Below are 18,378 nucleotides of genomic sequence, written 5' to 3'. Positions count from 1 at the left end.
CGACGTGGAGGTCTTGCAGGCTTCTTTGGCGACCTGCAGTTTGAATCGAGCTTCGTACCTGTTCATGTATCCCTCGGGGTTGGATCTGGCGTCCAACTCCCGGGGGTCACTTCAGGGATGGGTTTACGGCGTCCCCCGCAACCGGATCCACCCCGCCATCCCACGAATAGCCAGCTTTTGCCGTTGCTCCGGCTGTTGCCGTTGCCTCGGCGGGTGCAGGGCTGCAAGCCCTGCCTGCAACCCTCACCCCGCCGGGGTGCCGGCACCATGCAGATAATCCAGGCTCACCTGCAGCAGCGCACGGAATCCGACATCCAGCGCCTTCTCATCCAGCAGGAACTTCGGCGAATGATTGGCCGGCGCCGTCGCCGGATCGATGCCCACGCTGGTCGAGCCGACGAAGAAGAACATGCCCGGCACCTCCTTCGCGTACAGCGAGAAATCCTCCGCGCCCATCTGCAGCGGCGGCTCGTACACGTTGTCCTTGCCCACCACTGCCTGCAGGCTCGGCAGCATCTTCGCGGTCAGCGCCGGGTCGTTTACCGTGGCCGGGTTGCCCTCCGATTCGTAGATGTCGGTGACTGCCTTGGCGCCGTGCGCGGCCGCGGTGTGATCGGCCACATTGCGCAGGTCGGCGAAGATCTGCTGGCGCATGCCCTCGTCGAAGGTGCGGATGGTGCCGACCATCTCCACTTCATCGGGAATGATGTTGTAGCGGATGCCACCGTTGATCGCGCCGAAGGTCAGCACCGCTGGCTGCTTGGAGAGGTTGGCACGGCGGCTGACGATGGTTTGTGCGGTGCCGATCAGATCGGCAGTGGCCACAATCGGGTCAACGCCGTTCCACGGTGCCGAGCCATGTGTCTGCCGGCCGATCACCTTGATGCCGAAACGATCGGACGCGGCCATCAACGGGCCTCCGCGCACGGCGATCTGCCCCGCTTGCACACTGGAAAACACATGCAGCCCGAACACCGCCTCGGGCTTGAAGTCGGCAAACAGGCCTTCCTTCAGCATCAGCGCAGCACCGCCCTCCTCCGGCGGCGGCGCGCCTTCCTCGGACGGCTGGAAGATCAGCATCACCTGGCCGGGCAGGTCCTTCTTCATCGCCACCAGCGCTTCGGCCACGCCCAGCAGGGTCGCGGTGTGCGCATCATGGCCACAGGCGTGCATCACGCCTACGGTCTGCCCGCGGTACTGCGCGGTGGCCTTGGAGGCGAACGGCAGGCCGGTCTGCTCGGTCACCGGCAGGGCATCCATGTCCGCGCGCAGGGCGATCTTCGGGCCCGGCTTGCCGCCTTCGATGATCGCCACCACGCCATGATGGGCAATGCCGGTCTTCGGCTTCAGTCCCATCGCGCGCAGGCGCTTGGCGACCTCGGCGGAGGTCCGCTCCTCGCGGTTGGACAGTTCCGGGTGCTGATGGAAATCGCGTCGCCATTCAACCACCTTGGCCTGCAGGCGCTGCGCGGCGGCGGTCACTTCCGGGCGCTGGGCGTCCTCGGCATGGGCAAGGGCCGGCAGGGCCAGCAGCAGGGCGGACAGCAGCAACGAACGGCGCATCTCGATCTCCACGGAAGGGGTCTGCACCTGAATGTAGGGCAACCTCGTCGCCACGGGAACCTCCACCGTCGCCCACCGGTCTGAGCGCCCGTCCCATCCGTCATGCAGGAAACCCGGTGGGCCACAGGTATGCTTTGCGCATTGCCACCCGGGGTGCCACCCCGTCCAGCCCTCTTGGAGTCTTGAATGTCACGTGTTTGGAAGATCGTGCTGCTGGTCGTGGCGGTACTGGTGCTGGCCGTGGTTGGCCTGCGCGTACTCGGTGGCGGCAAGGACAAGGCCGCTGGGCAGGAAGCCGGTGCCCGCCAGGGCGGTGAGGATCCCGATGCCGGCCCGGTGCCGGTGACCGTGATCGATGCCGCACGCCAGGACGTGCCGGTGTATGCCAGCGCGCTGGGCACGGTAACCGCGATGAACACCGTGACCGTCAGCCCGCAGGTGGGCGGCCAGCTGATGAGCCTCAATTTCCGCGAAGGCCAGGAAGTGAAGAAGGGCGACGTGCTGGCGGTGATCGACCCGCGCACCGCCCAGGCCAGCTATGACCAGGCCGTCGCCTCCAAGCGCCAGAACGAGGCCCTGCTGGCCACCGCGCGCTCGAACTACCAGCGCTCGAACGCGCCGGAGTACCGCCAGTTCGTGGCCAAGACCGATCTGGATACACAACGAAACCAGGTGGCACAGTACGAAAGCGCAGTCGCCGCCAATGAAGCGAGCATGCGCTCGGCGCAGGTGCAGCTGCAGTACACCAAGGTCACCGCCCCGATCACCGGCATCGCCGGCATCCGCGCGGTCGACGCCGGCAATGTGGTCAACGCCGGCACCGCACTGGTCACCCTGACCCAGATCCATCCGATCCACGTGCTGTTCAACCTGCCCGAGCGCCAGCTCGGCGACGTGCGCCAGGCGCAGGCCGCCGGCAGCGTGCCGGTTGCAGCACTGGACCGCGCCGATTCGCACGTGCTCAGCGGCGACGGCAAGCTGGACGTGGTCGACAACCTGATCAGTGCCGACAGCGGCACCTTCAAGGCGCGCGCGGTGTTCGACAACACCGACAACGGCCTGTGGCCGGGCCAGTTCGTCAATGTGCGCATGCAGTTGCGCACCATCGGCGGCGGCGTGGTGATCCCCACCCAGGCGGTGCTGCGTGGCCCCGATGGCGAGTACGTCTACGTTGTGCAGGGCGACAACACGGTGAAGATGCAGACCGTGCGCAGCGGCGTGGAAGTGGGCGACAGCCAGGTGCAGATCGCCGAAGGCCTGAAGGGCGGCGAGCGCGTGGTCAGCGAAGGCCAGTTCCGCCTGAAGCCGGGCAGCAAGGTGACCGCGCTGAAACCGGGCGAGACGCCGGCCGCGCCGACCGAGGCCGAACTGAAGGCCGCCGAACAGAAAAGTGGCGGCAGCGGCCGTCGTGGTGGTGGTCCGCGCTGAGCGCAGGCCACCCTTTCCCTTCGCGCCGGCATCGATGCCGGCGCTGCCATTGAAGCGCCAGCAAGGATCAGTCCGTGGGCTTTTCGACGATCTTCATCCGCCGTCCCATCGCGACCTCGCTGTTGATGGCAGGTCTGTTGCTGCTGGGTATTCTTGGTTACCGCAAGCTGCCGGTGTCGGCGCTGCCGGAAATCGATGCGCCCAGCCTGGTGGTGACGACCCAGTACCCGGGTGCCAACGCCACCACCATGGCCTCGCTGGTGACCACGCCGCTGGAGCGCCAGTTCGGGCAGATCTCCGGCCTGGAACTGATGACCTCCGATTCCTCGGCGGGGTTGTCGACGATCATCCTGCAGTTCTCGATGGACCGCGACATCGACATCGCCGCACAGGACGTGCAGGCCGCAATCCGCCAGGCCACCCTGCCCTCGTCGCTGCCGTACCAGCCGGTCTACAACCGGGTGAACCCGGCCGACGCGGCCATCGTCACCCTCAAGCTGACCTCCGATACGCGGCCGCTGCGCGACGTCAACAACTACGCCGACTCGATCCTCGCCCAGCGCCTGTCGCAGGTGCAGGGCGTGGGCCTGGTGTCGATCGCCGGCAACGTGCGTCCGGCCGTGCGCATCCAGGTCAATCCGGCGCAGCTGTCGAACATGGGCCTGACCCTGGAAGAGCTGCGCAGCGCGCTCACCCAGGCCAACGTCAATGCGCCGAAGGGCTCGCTGAACGGCAAGACCCAGTCCTACAGCATCGGCACCAACGACCAGCTGGCCAGCGCCGCCGAGTACCGCGACACCATCATCAGCTACAAGAACGGCCGCCCGGTGCGGCTGTCCGACGTGGCCGAAGTGATCGATGGCGTGGAGAACGACCAGCTCGCCGCATGGGCCGATGGCAAGCCGGCGGTGCTGCTGGAAGTGCGCCGCCAGCCGGGCGCCAACATCGTGCAGACCGTCGAGCGCATCCGCGCGCTGCTGCCGCAGCTGCAGGGCGTACTGCCAGCCGACGTACACCTGGAAGTGTTCTCCGACCGTACCGAAACCATCCGTGCGTCGGTGCATGAAGTGCAGTTCACCCTGATCCTGACCATCGGCCTGGTGGTGGCGGTGATCTTCGTGTTCCTGCGCCGGTTCTGGGCCACGATCATTCCCTCGGTTGCGGTGCCGTTGTCGCTGGCCGGCACCTTCGCAGTGATGGCCTTTACCGGCATGTCGCTGGACAACCTTTCGCTGATGGCGCTGGTGGTGGCCACCGGCTTCGTGGTCGACGATGCGATCGTGATGATCGAGAACATCGTGCGCTACATCGAACAAGGCAAGAGCGGCAAGGAAGCAGCGGAGATCGGTGCACGGCAGATCGGCTTCACCGTGCTGTCGCTGACAGTTTCGCTGGTGGCGGTGTTCCTGCCGCTGCTGCTGATGCCCGGCGTCACCGGCCGCCTGTTCCACGAGTTCGCCTGGGTGCTGAGCATCGCGGTGGTGCTGTCGATGCTGATCTCGCTGACGCTCACCCCGATGATGTGCGCCTACCTGCTCAAGCCCGATGCGCTGCCCGAGGGCGAGGACGCGCACGAGCGTGCCGCCGCGGCCGGCAAGCAGAACCTGTGGACGCGCACCGTCGGCCTGTACGAGCGCAGCCTGGACTGGGTGCTGGAACACCAGCCCCTCACCCTGGCCGTGGCCGCGGCCGCGCTGGTACTGACCGTGCTGCTGTACGTGCTGATTCCCAAGGGACTGCTGCCCGAACAGGACACCGGCCTGATCACCGCCGTGGTCCAGGCCGACCAGAACATCGCGTTCCCGCAGATGGAGCAGCGCACCAAACAGGTGGCCGAAGCGCTGCGCAAGGACCCGGACGTGACCGGCGTGTCGGCCTTCATCGGCGCCGGCAGCATGAATCCCACGCTCAACCAGGGCCAGTTGTCGATCGTGCTGAAAGAGCGCGGCGAGCGCGATGGACTGGATGAGATCCTGCCGCGCCTGCAGAAATCCGTCGCCGGCATTCCCGGCGTGGCGCTGTACCTGAAGCCGGTGCAGGACGTGACCCTGGATACCCGCGTGGCCGCCACCGAGTACCAGTACTCGCTGTCGGACGTGGACAGCGCGGAGGTGGCCCTGCAGGCCAACCGCCTGACCCAGGCGCTGCGCCAGCGCCCGGAACTGGCCGACGTCGACAACAACCGGTCCAACCAGGGCCGCGCACTGGAACTGAACATCGACCGCGACAAGGCCAGCGTGCTGGGCGTGCCGATGCAGACCATCGACGACACGCTCTACGATGCGTTCGGCCAGCGCCAGATCTCGACCATCTTCACCGAGCTCAACCAGTACCGGGTGGTGCTGGAAGTGGCGCCGCAGTTCCGCACCAGCACCGCGCTGATGGAACAGCTGGCGGTCGCCTCCAATGGCGCCGGCGCACTGACCGGCACCAACGCGACCAGCTTCGGCCAGGTCACTTCCTCCAACTCGTCCACCGCCACCGGTATCGGTGCGCAGAACACCGGCATCACCGTCGGTGCGGGCAGCATCATCCCGTTGTCGGCGCTGGCCGAGGCCAAGGTATCCAGCGCGCCGCTGCTGGTCAGCCACCAGCAGCAGCTGCCTGCGGTGACGGTGTCGTTCAACGTCGCCCCGGGCTATTCGCTGTCCGATGCGGTCAAGGCCATCGAAGAGACCAAGGCCAGCCTGGACATGCCGGCGCACGTGCATGCGCAGTTCATCGGCAAGGCCGCCGAATTCACCGGCAGCCAGACCGACGTGGTGTGGCTGCTGCTGGCCTCGCTGGTGGTAATCTACATCGTGCTGGGCGTGCTGTATGAGAGCTACATCCACCCGATCACGATCATTTCGACCCTGCCGCCGGCCGGCGTCGGTGCGCTGCTGGCACTGATGGTCTGTGGCCTGAGCCTGTCGGTGGACGGCATCGTCGGCATCGTGCTGCTGATCGGCATCGTCAAGAAGAACGGCATCATGATGGTCGACTTCGCCATCGAGGCGCGGCGCACCGGCGCCAACGCGCGCGAGGCCATACGCCGCGCCTGCCTGCTGCGCTTCCGCCCGATCATGATGACCACTGCGGCGGCCATGCTCGGTGCGTTGCCGCTGGCGCTGGGCACCGGCATCGGCTCGGAACTGCGTCGCCCACTGGGCATCGCCATCGTCGGCGGCCTGCTGCTGTCGCAGCTGGTGACGCTGTACACCACGCCGGTGATCTACCTGTACATGGAACGCTTCTCGGAATGGCTTGCACGTCGCCGTGAACAGCGCGCGCTGCGCGATGGCACGCTGCAGGAGCCGCAGGCATGACCCTGGCCCCGCACCTCCGGGGGGCTGCACGATGAACCTGTCCGGCCCCTTCATCCGCCGTCCGATCGGCACCGCGCTGCTGGCCATCGGCTTGTTCATGGTCGGCGTGATCTGTTACCTGCGGCTCGGCGTGTCGGCACTGCCGAACATCGAGATCCCGGTGATCTTCGTGCACGCCAGCCAGTCCGGTGCGGACGCAGCGACCATGGCCTCCACGGTGACCGCGCCGCTGGAGCGCCACCTCGGCCAGCTGCCGGGCATCGACCGCATGCGCTCGTCGAGTTCGGAGGGCAGCTCGCTGGTGTTCATGATCTTCCAGAGCGACCGCGACATCGATTCGGCCGCGCTGGACGTACAGACGGCGATCAATTCGGCGCAGGCCGACCTGCCCTCGGGCATGGGCTCGCCGATGTACCAGAAGGCAAACCCGAACGACGACCCGGTGATCGCCATCGCGCTGACGTCGCAGACGCAGTCCGCCGATGAGCTGTACAACGTCGCCGACTCGCTGCTGGCCCAGCGCATCCGCCAGATCGGTGGTGTCGCCTCGGTCGACATCGCCGGTGCTTCAACGCCGGCGGTGCGCGTGGACGTCAACCTGCGCCTGATGAACGCGCTGGGACTGACCGCCGACGACCTGCGCAATGCCGTGCGCGCGGCCAACGTGACCTCGCCCACCGGCTTCCTCAGCGATGGCAACACCACCACCGCGATCATCGCCAACGATTCGGTCGCACGCGCCGCCGATTTCGCCGACCTGGTGGTCAAGACCCAGGGCGATGGCCGGGTGATCCGCCTGAAGGACATCGCCAACGTCTACGACGGCCAGCAGGATGCCTACCAGGCCGCGTGGTTCGACCACAAACCGGCCGTGGTGATGTATGTGTTCACCCGTGCCGGCGCCAACATCGTCGAGACCGTGGACCGGGTGAAAGCGCAGATTCCCGCGTTGCGCGATTACCTGCAGCCGGGCACCACGATGACGCCCTACTTCGACCGCACCCCGACCATCCGGTCGTCGCTGCATGAAGTGCAGATCACCCTGCTGATCAGCCTGGCGATGGTGGTGCTGACCATGGCGCTGTTCCTGCGCCGGTTGGCGCCGACGTTGATTGCCGCAGTCACCGTGCCGCTGTCGCTGGCCGGTGCCGCGCTGGTGATGTACGTGATGGGCTTCACCCTGAACAACCTGAGCCTGCTGGCGCTGGTGATCGCGATCGGCTTCGTGGTCGACGATGCGATCGTGGTGATCGAGAACATCATGCGCCACCTCGACGAGGGCATGCCGCGGATGCAGGCGGCCTTCGCCGGTGCGCGCGAAATCGGCTTCACCATCGTCTCGATCACCGCCTCACTGGTGGCGGTGTTCATCCCGTTGCTGTTCGCCAGCGGCATGATGGGCGCGTTCTTCCGCGAGTTCACCGTGACCCTGGTGGCGGCGATCGTGGTGTCGATGATCGTTTCGCTGACGCTGACCCCGGCGCTGTGCAGCCGCTTCCTCAGCGCACACGACCACAAGGCGGCACCGTCGCGCTTCGGCCGCTGGCTTGATGCCGGTCACGAGCGGATGCTGCGCATCTACACCGTGTTCCTTGATTTCTCGCTGCGCCATGCGCTGCTGCTGTCGTTGACGCCGTTGATCCTGATCGGCGTCACCATCTTCCTGTTCGGTGCGGTGAAGAAGGGGGCGTTCCCGCCGCAGGACACCGGCCTGATCTGGGGCCGCGCCAACTCCGGTGCGACGGTGTCCTTCGAGGACATGGTCAGCCGCCAGCGCCGCATCACCGACATGCTGATGGCCGACCCGGCGGTGAAGACCGTGGGCGTACGCCTGGGCAGTGGCCGCCAGGGCTCCAGCGCACAGTTCAACGTCGAACTGAAGTCGCGCAAGGAAGGCCGCCGTGAAACCACCGCACACGCACTGGCACGGCTGAGTGCGAAGGCCGACCGCTACCCGGACCTGCAGCTGCGCCTGCGCGCGATCCAGGACCTGCCCAGCAATGATGGCGGTGGCAACAGCCAGGGCGCGCAGTACCGCGTCTCGCTGCAGGGCAACGATCTGGCCGCGCTGCAGGAATGGCTGCCCAAGCTGCAGGCGGCATTGAAGAAGAACCCGAAGCTGCGTGATGTCGGCACCGACGTCGACAACGCCGGCCTGCGCCAGAACATCGAGATCGACCGCGCCAAGGCCGCGCGCCTGGGCATCTCGGTCGGCGCCATCGATGGTGCGCTGTACGGCGCCTTCGGCCAGCGCCAGATCTCCACCATCTACTCGGACATCAACCAGTACAGCGTGGTGGTCAACGCGCTGCCGTCGCAGACCGCCACGCCCGCGGCACTGGACGAGGTGCATGTGCGCGCGCGCAACGGCGAGATGGTGCCGATCACCGCGGTGGCCAGACAGGCGCCGGGCCTGGCGCCCTCGCAGATCACCCATGAAAACCAGTACACGACGATGGACCTGAGTTACAACCTCGCCCCCGGCGTCAGTATGGGCGAGGCCAAGGCCATCATCGACAGCACCGTGGCCGGCATGCGCATGCCCGGCGACATCCGCCTGGCCGATGACGCGGGCTTCGGCTTCAACTCCGACCCCAGCGACATGCTGATCCTGGTACTGGCGGCGATCCTCACCGTCTATCTGGTGCTGGGCATCCTGTACGAAAGCCTGATCCACCCGGTGACGATCCTGTCCACGCTGCCGGCAGCCGGCGTGGGTGCGTTGCTGGCGCTGTTCGGCACCAACACCGAACTGTCGGTGATCTCGATGATCGCGCTGGTGCTGCTGATCGGCATCGTCAAGAAGAACGCGATCATGATGATCGACTTCGCCCTGGTGGCGCAGCGCGAACATGGGCTGACCCCGCGCGAGGCGGCACGCGAAGCCAGCATCGTGCGTTTCCGCCCGATCATGATGACCACGATGGTGGCGATCCTGGCGGCGGTGCCGCTGGCGATCGGGCTGGGCGAAGGGTCGGAACTGCGTCGCCCGCTGGGCATCGCGATGATCGGTGGTTTGCTGTTCTCGCAGAGCTTGACCCTGCTCAGCACGCCGGCGCTGTACGTGATCTTCTCGTGCCTGGCCGAGCGCTGGAAGGCGCGGCGTGCACGCAGGCGTGAGGCAAAGCTGCTGAGGCGCGCGCAGCGGGCGTAGCAAGCCCCATCCACGCATGGCGTGGATCTACTGCAACACCTGCCTCTGGTGGGTGCGGACCGTTGGTCCGCACCCCGATGGGATTTGACGCGCTGTAACGAAAAGAGAACAATTCTCATCCAGCCATGGTCCTGCGCCCCGTTGCGGCGCCCCGCTGCCGTTGCCGGCACGCCTGTGTGATCCCAGCCACCGACCTTTCCCCCCTGCATGGGCGGATGGCCCGTGGCCGCCCGCCGAGGATCTCCATCGATGTTGCCGATTCGCTCCCCCCGCCTGGCCGTGCTGGCCGTCGCGCTGTCCGCCGCCTGCACGGCACACGCCGAAGCCCCCGCCGACACCCGTAGTGCCACCGATCTGGACGCGGTCAAGGTCATCGCCGAGCGTACCCACACCGAGGCCGGCGCCCTCGGCGATCGCGCCCTGCGTGATACCCCGTTTGCGATCACCGCCGTCGGCCGGGAGCAGATCGAACAGCGCCAGGTCGTGTCGCTGGGCGAAGCCTTCCTGCTCGACCCCTCGGTCACCACGCAGGTAAGTGCCTATGCCAGCGGCTGGAGCTCGCCGATCCGCAACCGCGGCATCGACCTGAACTTCGACAGCTACCGGGTCAACGGCCTGCAGGTCTCGTCCTGGGGTACCGAATGGCCGCTGGAGGTGATGGAACAGGTCGACCTGCTGAAGGGCCCCGGCGGGTTCCTGTACGGCTTCGGCGCACCGGGCGGCATCGTCGACTACATCACCAAGAAGCCGACCGAGGTACCGACCTTCTCCGCCCAGCTCGGCTGGCGTGAGCAGGGCATCGTCAGCGGCGGCATCGACGTCGGCGGCCGCTTCGGCAACGAGCAGATGTTCGGCTACCGCTTCAACGCCTTCCAGGAAAAGGGTGAAACCTTCAACGGCGGCCATGTCGATCGCAAGGTCGGCGCGCTGTCGCTGGACGCGCGCCTGAGTGATGCGCTCACCTGGACCTTCGACGGCGTGTTCCAGTCGCGCGACCTGCGCGAGGAATCACCGCAGTACTACTTCCGTGGCCTGACCTCACTGCCGCGGCCGATCGCCGGCGATGTCGACAACAGCGTGCCCGGCACCTACTACGACACCCGTTCCAGCCTGCTGTCCACGGCACTGGACTGGCAGATCAAGAGCGACTGGAAGGCCAGCCTGAGCTATGGCGTCACCACCTCGTGGAACGACGTCAACAAGATCTTCGCCTACATCGACGACCTCAACGGCGACTACGCCGTCAACGTCTACGAACTCGGCGGCAAGAGCGAGTGGAAGCTGGCGCAGGCCCTGGTGCAGGGCAGCTTCGACACCGGGCCGCTGCAGCACCGGCTGGTGGCCGGGGTCAGCCACCAGACCGGGCTGGGCTGGGACCGTCCTTACGAGTTCAGCCTGATCGGCCGCGCCAATCTGTACCAGCGCCATGACGTCCGCCACGACGCGGTGGGTTCACGGGTGATGACCCGCGGTGATGAGACCGTGCAGCAGGCGGTGTTCGTCAGCGATACCGTCGAGCTCGGCCATGGCTGGTCGGTGCTGGCCGGTTGGCGCTACAACGATTTTGAGACCAAGGGCGCGTACCACACCTATCCGGTCACCCCGACCTATGCGGTGATGTTCAAGCCCAGCGAGGCCGTCACCCTGTATGCCAGCTACATCGAGTCGCTGGAAGCCGGCGGCCGCGTCGGCAACAGCTACGTCAACGCCGGCGATGTGCTCGATCCCACCATCAGCAAGCAGTACGAGATCGGCGCCAAGGTTGAAGCAGATCGCTGGAACGCAAACGTCGCTGCGTTCCGCCTGGAGCGCGGCGCCAACATCGATCAGCTGACCGATGCAGGCAAGCGCCTGGTGCAGGATGGCATCACCCTGTACGAAGGCATCGAGGCCAGCGCCGACCTGCACCTGAGCGATGCGCTGACCGTCGGCGGTGGCGTGACCTGGCTGGACCCGACCTACGACAAACTGTCACCGGGCAGCGCGGCGCAGGAAGGCAACCGCACCGCCGGTGCTGCACGCTGGAGCGGCGTGCTGCATGCCACCTACCAGCTGCCGTGGGTGGATGGGCTGGAGACCTATGCCGCCGTGCGCTATTACGGCGATGTCTGGTACGACGCCGACAACACCCTGAAGCTACCTGACTACACTCTCGTCAACGCTGGCATCGGCTACCGCCTGCTGGCCTCCGGCCACCCGGTGACCCTGCGTGCCAGCGTGGAGAACCTGGCCAACCGCAGGTACTGGTCGAATGCGGGCGTCGGCCTGCCGCGCACCTTCGCGCTGAGCGTGCGGTTCGACATGTAAGCGACCGGCAAACGGTAGTGCCGGCCGCTGTCCGGCACTACCGGGGTATCGAGCGGAAAATCATCCACGCATGGCGTGGATCTACCATTTCACGCGCGGCCCGCAATAATGGGGCTCGATCCTTCCGCCGAGCCTGCATGTCCGCACGCGAATCCCGCCTCAGCCGCCTGTGGGCCCACGAGAAGGCCAGCTATGGCCTGCGGGTGTTCATTGCCCTGACCGCGGCCCTGGCCGTGTGCTGGCACCTGGATGCGCTGACCGCGCTGCCCGGCGTGTTCCTCGGCATCATCGCCAGCGCGATTGCCGAGACCGATGACAACTGGTGGGGCCGGACCAAGGCCGTGCTGCTGTCGCTGCTGTGCTTCTGCCTGGCGGCGGCCTCGGTGATCTGGCTGTTCCCCTTGCCGTGGATCTTCATCACGGCCCTGGCGCTGTCCACGTTCGGCCTGACACTGCTCGGCGCACTCGGCGAGCGCTACGCGTCCATCGCCCAGGCCACCGTCACCCTGGCCATCTACACCATGATCGGCCTGGAACAGCATGGTGCCCACGACCTGCACAGTGCGCTGGACGCGGTCAGCCACCTGCTGGCGGGTGCGGTCTGGTACGGGCTGCTGTCGATTCTGTGGACCACGTTGTTCGCCAACCGACCGGTGCGCGAGCGCGTGGCCCGCCTGTACGTGGAACTGGGCCGTTACCTGCAGCTCAAGGCCGCCCTGTTCGAACCCGTGCGCGAGGCGGACCTGCAGCGCCGCCAGCTCGACCTGGCCGAACAGAACCGCCGCGTGGTCGGCGCGCTGAACGAGGCGAAGACGGCGATCCTGGCGCGTTTTGGCCGCTCCGGCCGGCCCGGCGTCAACTCCGGCCTGTACCTGCGCCTGTATTACATGGCACAGGATTTCCATGAGCGCGCCAGCTCCTCCCACTATCCGTACGGCGCGCTGGTCGATGCGTTCTTCCACAGCGACGTGCTGTACCGCTGCCAGCGCCTGCTCGACCTGCAGGGCCAGGCCTGTGCACGGCTGGGCGAAGCGATCCGGCTGCGCCGCCCGTTCGTCTACGGCGAGAGCAACCAGCAGGCCGGGCGCGATCTGGCCGATGCGCTGGCCTACCTGCGCGACCAGCAACGTCCGCAATGGCAGCGCCTGCTCGGCTCGCTGGACCTGCTGGTACACAATCTGCGCAGCATCGAGCGCCGCCTGCTCGATGCCGAACGTTCCGAAGCCAGCCTGGACAACGTCGACACCCGCCTGCGCGACAGCAACCCGCACACGCTGCGCGAAATGGGTGTGCGCCTGCGCCAGCAGCTCACCCCCGGCTCGGTGTTGTTCCGCCATGGCTTGCGCATGGCGCTGGCGCTGATCGCCGGTTTCGTTGCCATCCATCTGTTCAATGCACAGAACGGCTCGTGGGTGCTGCTGACCATCGTGTTCGTGTGCCGGCCCAGCTTCGGCGCCACCCGCCAGCGCCTGGCCCAGCGCATCGTCGGTACGCTGGCCGGGCTGGTGCTGACCTGGGCGCTGCTGCAGCTGTTCCCCCGGCTGGAGATCCAGCTGCTGATCGCACTGCTGTCGGCGTTGCTGTTCTTCTTCACCCGTTCCGACCGCTATCTGGTCGCTTCAGCGGCCATCACGGTGATGGCGCTGACCTGCTTCAACCTGATCGGCGACGGCTTCGTGCTGATCGTGCCGCGCATGGTCGATACGATCCTCGGCTGCGCGATTGCCGCAGCGGCCGCGTTCCTGATCCTGCCGGACTGGCAGGGTAGACAGCTGCACCGCGTGCTGGCGCGGGTGCTGGATACCGCCGCGCGTTATCTGGAATCGGTGCTGGGCCAGTACCGCAGCGGCATGCGCGACGATCTGGCCTACCGCATCGCCCGCCGCGACATGCACAACGCCGATGCCGCACTGTCCACCGCACTGTCGAACATGCTGCGCGAACCGGGCCACGTGCGCCGCAACCTCGATTCGGGTTTCCATTTCCTGGCGTTGTCCAACACCCTGCTCGGGCACCTGTCGGCACTGGGTGCGCACCGCGACCAGGTCGACAGCTACGCGGGCGATCCACTCGCGCTGGCCGCCGGCGAGCGGGTGCGCAAAGCGCTGCAGCAGCTGGCGTCGGCATTGACTGCGCAGCAGCCGGTGTCGGAAGAAGACAACGATGCCGATCGTGCGGTGGCGGCGGAACTGGAGGAGCTTGATGAGACGATGCCGCCGAAACTGCAGCTGATCCGTACGCAGATGGCGCTGGTGCTGCGGATGCTGCCGAAGGTGAGAGCGGCGGCGAATGGTGCGGTGAGTGGTTTGACCTGACGGCATCCACGCATGGCGTGGATCTACTGGGGCGGGTGTCGGCCGTGCAACATCGTGTTGCGTCCACGGGGGCATTCCGATCACGCCCGGGCGCCGATACTGCCGTGTCGCCCACGCAGGATCTCCCCCATGAAGATCGAACTCAACGACCGCACCGCGCTGGTCACTGCCTCCACCGCCGGCATCGGCCAGGCCATCGCACAGGGGCTGGCTGCCGCCGGTGCCCGGGTCATCCTCAACGGCCGCAGTGCCGACAGCGTGGAACGTGCGCGCCAACGCCTGCTGGCTGCCATCCCCAGGGCCAATGTGCTGGGCGTGGCCGCCGACCTGTCCGACGCCAGCGGCGTCGACACCCTGCTGGCCGGCCTGCCGGGGAAGGTCGACATCCTGGTCAACAATGCCGGCATCTTCGACCCGCAGGATTTCTTCGAGACCGACGATGCCACCTGGGAGCAGTACTGGCAGACCAACGTCATGTCCGGCGTGCGCCTGTCGCGCGCCCTGCTGCCGGCGATGGTCGACGCCGGCTGGGGCCGCGTGCTGTTCATCTCCTCCGAATCGGCACGCAACATTCCGGCCGACATGATCCATTACGGCGTCAGCAAGACCGCGCAGCTGTCGCTGTCGCGCGGCCTGGCCAAGCGCGTGGCCGGCAGCGGCGTCACCGTCAATGCGGTGCTGCCCGGCCCGACGTTGTCCGACGGCTTCGCAACGATGTTCGAAGAAGAACGCGCGCGTAGCGGCAAACCGCTGGAACAGATCGGCCGTGAGTTCGTGATGGCCCATCGTCCCGCGTCGGTGATCCAGCGCGCGGCCACGGTCGAGGAAGTGGCCAACATGGTGGTCTACCTCGCCTCGCCGCAGGCGTCGGCCACCTCCGGCGCAGCGTTGCGGGTCGATGGCGGCGTGGTCGACGATATCGTCTGAGGTTCTCAGGTATGCGCACCAACGGTCCGCACCCACCGTCCGCACCCACCCAGGGGGCTGAGTAGATCCACGCCATGCGTGGATGCATGCCGCCACGGTCCCGACAGACGGGCAGGAATGCTAGGCTGCGCCGGTCCAAGGAGGTTCCATGTCCGGTCACAACCAGTTCGCCCTGCTGCGCCAGCGCCGTTTCCTGCCGTTCTTCATCGTGCAGGGGCTGGGTGCCTTCAACGACAACGTGTACCGACAGGCGATCATCGGCCTGCTGTTCTACCTCGGCGTGGCCGAGAGCGAGCGCACGCTCTACACCAACCTGGCGCCGGCGCTGTTCATCCTGCCCTACTTCCTGTTCTCCGCCCTGGCCGGGCAGATCGCAGAAAAGCTGGAGAAATCGCGACTGATCGTGATCACCACCACCATGGAGATCGTGATCATGACGCTGGCGGCGGTGGGCTTTCTCACCGAGAGCCTGCCGGTGCTGCTGGTGGCCTTGTTCTGCACGGGTCTGCAATCCACCCTGTTCGGCCCGGTGAAGTACTCGGTGCTGCCCTCGGTACTGCGGCCGGAAGAACTGACCGGTGGCAATGGCCTGGTCGAGATGGGCACGTCGATGTCGATCCTGACCGGCATGATCGTCGGCGGCCTGGTGTTCACCCTGGCCGGCACCCATGGCCCGATCGTGGCCGCCACGGCGGTCATCGCGCTGGCGATCTGCGGCAACCTCGCCGCGCGCATGATCCCCAAGGTCGATGCCGGCGCGCCGGATCTGAAGATCAACTGGAACCCGATTCCCGAATCGCTGGCCGTGCTGCGCATGGCCAGGAAACAGAAATCGGTACGCAACGCCATCCTCGGCGTGTCCTGGTTCTGGTTCGTCGGCACCATCCTCACCGCGCAGCTGCCGTCCTATGCGGTCACCAACCTCGGTGGCGAGCCCACCCTGTACATCTTCGCGCTGGCCCTGTTCTCGGTCGGCACCGGTGTCGGTTCACTGCTGTGCGAAAAGCTGTCGGCACGCACCGTGGAGATCGGCCTGGTGCCATTGGGCGCGTTCGGCATGACCGCGTTCCTGCTCGACCTGTACTTCGCACGCGCCGGTGAAGCCACCGCCCAGGGCCTGTCGGTCACACAGTTCGTGCACCAGGCCGGCAGCATCCGCATCATCGTCGACCTGCTCGGCATCGGCCTGTTCACCGGTTTCTTCGTGGTGCCGCTGTTTGCGTTGATCCAGAGCCGCACGCCGAAATCGGAGATGTCGCGCGTGTTCGCCGCGCTGAACATCCAGAACTCCGGCTTCATCGTCGCTGCGGCGGTACTCGGCCTGCTCACCCAGCGCCTGCTCGGCTGGACCATCCCGCAGCTGTTCCTGGCACTGGCGATCGCCAACGCGGTGGTAGCGATCTACATCTTCACCATCGTCCCCGAATTCCTGATGCGTTTCCTCAGCTGGGTGATGGTGCGCACGCTGTATCGCCTGCGCCCGCATGGCATCGAGGACAATGTGCCCGATGAAGGCGCCGCGCTGCTGGTCTGCAACCATGTCAGCTACATGGATGCACTGATCCTGTCGGCGACGATTCCGCGCCCGGTGCGCTTCGTCATGTACTACAAGATCTTCAACATCCCGGTGATGCGCTGGATCTTCCGCACCGCCAAGGCGATCCCGATCGCCGGTGCGCGCGAAGACCCGGCGCTGATGCAGCGTGCGTTCGATGAAGTCGATGCCGCACTCGCCGAGGGCGAACTGGTGTGCATCTTCCCGGAAGGCGCGCTGACCCGCGACGGCACGATGGCACCGTTCAAATCCGGCGTGGAGAAGATCCTCGAACGCCGCCCGGTTCCGGTGGTGCCGATGGCCCTGCGCGGCATGTGGTCGAGCATGTGGAGCCGCCGCGATACCCGGCTGGGCCGCATGCGCGTGCCGCGCCGGTTCCGGGCGACCGTAGAGGTGGTCGCGGCACCGGCAGTGGATGGCCAGTCCACCGATGCCGCCGCCCTGGAGGCCCAGGTCCGTACCCTGCGCGGCGATCTCGCCTGAGGGGCCGATCACGCCGCAGCGTGCCCTGAAAGCCGGCGCCAAGCGCCGGCTTTTTCTTGTCCCGTCAAGCGTCAAAGGCGACGGGATCTGGCTGTAACCGCATACATGCGTCGCAGGTTGCGGTAGATTACGCACCCACAGGGGGGAGGTTCGGCCTGTCTACGACACGCCGACCGCCAAGGAATGGAGTCTTGCTTTGAATCAACCGCCACCGCTCAGCCGTCCGGTCTACATCCCCAACCATCTGGTCTGGGCGATCCTGACGACGCTGTTCTGCTGCCTGCCGTTGGGCGTGGTGTCGATCGTGTATGCCGCCCAGGTCGATGGTCGCCGCGCGGCCGGTGACCTGCCGGGGGCATACAGCGCGTCGCGCAAGGCGGGCTGGTGGGCGGTGGCTTCGGCCGCGGCCCTGCCGGTCCTGTTGCTGTTGTGGTTCGGGCTGTTCGGCGGCTTGGCCGTGCTGGGCACTCTATCCGACCTTTGATTCACCACCACCACCCATCGAGGAGCTTGAACCATGAACACCAGTACCCCGCAGGTCCCCAACAATCTGGTCTGGGCCATCCTGTCCACCCTGTTCTGCTGCCTGCCGGCCGGCATCGTGTCGATCGTCTACGCCGCACAGGTCAACGGCAAGCTGGCTGCCGGCGACGTCGCCGGTGCCCGTGAATCGGCCGACAAGGCCAAGAAGTGGGCCATCTGGTCGGCCATCGCCGCCGTCGTCGTCATGGTGCTGTACGTCATCGTGATCATGGCCGTTGGCGGCCTGGGCGCCCTGAGCGGCGGCAACGGCAGCTACTGATGCCCGCGACGGGGTCCGGCCACGCGCCGGATCCCGCTCCTGCATGTCCGCACTTCCCGCGCGTTCCCGTCTTGCCCGCTGGGCTCCGCTGCTGGCTGCTTCCGGCTTGGCCGCGGGTGCAGCCGTGGTCCTGCGCCACGTCAATCCGTATGTCTCCGGCAATCCGCTGCCGGGCTGCCCGCTGTATGCACTGACCGGCTTCTACTGCCCCGGCTGCGGCAGCACGCGCTGCCTGTATTCCCTGGTCCACTTCGACCTGCCCGGCGCGATGGCGATGAACCCGTTGCTGGTCATCAGCCTGCCCTTCCTGTTCCTGATGCTGCTCAACACAGCCGGCGTGCGCCCGCGCGTGCTCGATCCGCTGATGCGGGTACTGGCCAGTCCTACGTTCTGGCTGTGGCTGCTGCCTGGCTATGCCGTGCTGCGCAACCTGCCGTGGGCGCCGTTCACTGCGCTGGCTCCGGTGTAGTTTCCCGCCAACGGCGCAGCCCCTCGTGGTTGGTCGCTGGAAGCAGAAGCCGTTGGGGTTGGCCGGG

At 66.7% G+C, this 18,378-nt stretch carries 11 protein-coding genes; 10 read left to right on the top strand and 1 reads right to left on the bottom strand.

What is annotated here, in order from left to right; all coding sequences use genetic code 11:
• Nucleotides 1–243: 243 nt before the first annotated feature.
• On the bottom strand, nucleotides 244–1,563 hold the full coding sequence (locus ACFX4F_RS07205) for a M20 family metallopeptidase (protein ID WP_025874644.1): 1,320 nt from the start codon (nucleotides 1,561–1,563) through the stop codon (nucleotides 244–246).
• Nucleotides 1,564–1,749: 186 nt separating this feature from the next.
• Between ACFX4F_RS07205 and ACFX4F_RS07200 the strand changes: the two genes are divergently transcribed.
• From ACFX4F_RS07200 to ACFX4F_RS07155, 10 genes are all read left to right on the top strand, one after another.
• The gene (locus tag ACFX4F_RS07200) at nucleotides 1,750–2,991 is read left to right on the top strand and encodes an efflux RND transporter periplasmic adaptor subunit (RefSeq protein WP_099820446.1); all 1,242 of its coding nucleotides are present in this window, start codon (nucleotides 1,750–1,752) and stop codon (nucleotides 2,989–2,991) included.
• A 74-nt stretch (nucleotides 2,992–3,065) separates the two neighbouring features.
• Nucleotides 3,066–6,299: an efflux RND transporter permease subunit gene (locus ACFX4F_RS07195; protein ID WP_380653615.1), complete on the top strand. Its 3,234-nt coding sequence runs from the start codon at nucleotides 3,066–3,068 to the stop codon at nucleotides 6,297–6,299.
• A 31-nt stretch (nucleotides 6,300–6,330) separates the two neighbouring features.
• Nucleotides 6,331–9,453: an efflux RND transporter permease subunit gene (locus ACFX4F_RS07190; protein WP_099820444.1), complete on the top strand. Its 3,123-nt coding sequence runs from the start codon at nucleotides 6,331–6,333 to the stop codon at nucleotides 9,451–9,453.
• 249 nt (nucleotides 9,454–9,702) lie between these two features.
• The gene (locus ACFX4F_RS07185; protein ID WP_099820443.1) at nucleotides 9,703–11,760 is read left to right on the top strand and encodes a TonB-dependent siderophore receptor; all 2,058 of its coding nucleotides are present in this window, start codon (nucleotides 9,703–9,705) and stop codon (nucleotides 11,758–11,760) included.
• A 137-nt stretch (nucleotides 11,761–11,897) separates the two neighbouring features.
• Complete coding sequence (gene yccS / locus ACFX4F_RS07180) at nucleotides 11,898–14,075, top strand: YccS family putative transporter (protein ID WP_099820442.1); 2,178 nt, start codon at nucleotides 11,898–11,900, stop codon at nucleotides 14,073–14,075.
• A gap of 129 nt (nucleotides 14,076–14,204) precedes the next feature.
• Nucleotides 14,205–15,002, top strand: coding sequence for an SDR family NAD(P)-dependent oxidoreductase (locus tag ACFX4F_RS07175; RefSeq protein ID WP_099820441.1), 798 nt, complete (start codon nucleotides 14,205–14,207; stop codon nucleotides 15,000–15,002).
• 148 nt (nucleotides 15,003–15,150) lie between these two features.
• Complete coding sequence (locus ACFX4F_RS07170) at nucleotides 15,151–17,040, top strand: MFS transporter (RefSeq protein ID WP_099820440.1); 1,890 nt, start codon at nucleotides 15,151–15,153, stop codon at nucleotides 17,038–17,040.
• Between the two features lie 196 nt (nucleotides 17,041–17,236).
• Nucleotides 17,237–17,524: a CD225/dispanin family protein gene (locus ACFX4F_RS07165; protein ID WP_099820439.1), complete on the top strand. Its 288-nt coding sequence runs from the start codon at nucleotides 17,237–17,239 to the stop codon at nucleotides 17,522–17,524.
• A 33-nt stretch (nucleotides 17,525–17,557) separates the two neighbouring features.
• Entirely contained in the window at nucleotides 17,558–17,842 is a 285-nt protein-coding gene (locus tag ACFX4F_RS07160) for a CD225/dispanin family protein (protein ID WP_099820438.1), read from the top strand.
• A 43-nt stretch (nucleotides 17,843–17,885) separates the two neighbouring features.
• A complete protein-coding gene (locus ACFX4F_RS07155) occupies nucleotides 17,886–18,311 on the top strand; it encodes a DUF2752 domain-containing protein (protein WP_099820437.1) in 426 nt (141 codons plus the stop codon).
• The last annotated feature ends 67 nt before the right edge of the window (nucleotides 18,312–18,378 follow it).

This window comes from Stenotrophomonas sp. YIM B13575 (assembly GCF_042787595.1).
In the GTDB taxonomy this organism is placed as follows: Bacteria; Pseudomonadota; Gammaproteobacteria; order Xanthomonadales; family Xanthomonadaceae; genus Stenotrophomonas; species Stenotrophomonas lactitubi_B.
The sequence above is the reverse complement of the archived record's forward strand: the minus strand, read 5'-3'. Positions and strand labels throughout refer to the sequence as shown.

What these genes read in the sequence shown, in the direction of transcription:
- ACFX4F_RS07160 (WP_099820438.1), top strand. Translation starts at nt 17,558, where the DNA reads ATGAACACCAGTACCCCGCAGGTCCCCAACAATCTGGTCTGGGCCATC.
- ACFX4F_RS07205 (WP_025874644.1), bottom strand. Translation starts at nt 1,563, where the DNA reads ATGCGCCGTTCGTTGCTGCTGTCCGCCCTGCTGCTGGCCCTGCCGGCC.
- ACFX4F_RS07185 (WP_099820443.1), top strand. Translation starts at nt 9,703, where the DNA reads ATGTTGCCGATTCGCTCCCCCCGCCTGGCCGTGCTGGCCGTCGCGCTG.
- ACFX4F_RS07170 (WP_099820440.1), top strand. Translation starts at nt 15,151, where the DNA reads ATGTCCGGTCACAACCAGTTCGCCCTGCTGCGCCAGCGCCGTTTCCTG.
- ACFX4F_RS07175 (WP_099820441.1), top strand. Translation starts at nt 14,205, where the DNA reads ATGAAGATCGAACTCAACGACCGCACCGCGCTGGTCACTGCCTCCACC.
- ACFX4F_RS07155 (WP_099820437.1), top strand. Translation starts at nt 17,886, where the DNA reads ATGTCCGCACTTCCCGCGCGTTCCCGTCTTGCCCGCTGGGCTCCGCTG.
- yccS (WP_099820442.1), top strand. Translation starts at nt 11,898, where the DNA reads ATGTCCGCACGCGAATCCCGCCTCAGCCGCCTGTGGGCCCACGAGAAG.
- ACFX4F_RS07190 (WP_099820444.1), top strand. Translation starts at nt 6,331, where the DNA reads ATGAACCTGTCCGGCCCCTTCATCCGCCGTCCGATCGGCACCGCGCTG.
- ACFX4F_RS07200 (WP_099820446.1), top strand. Translation starts at nt 1,750, where the DNA reads ATGTCACGTGTTTGGAAGATCGTGCTGCTGGTCGTGGCGGTACTGGTG.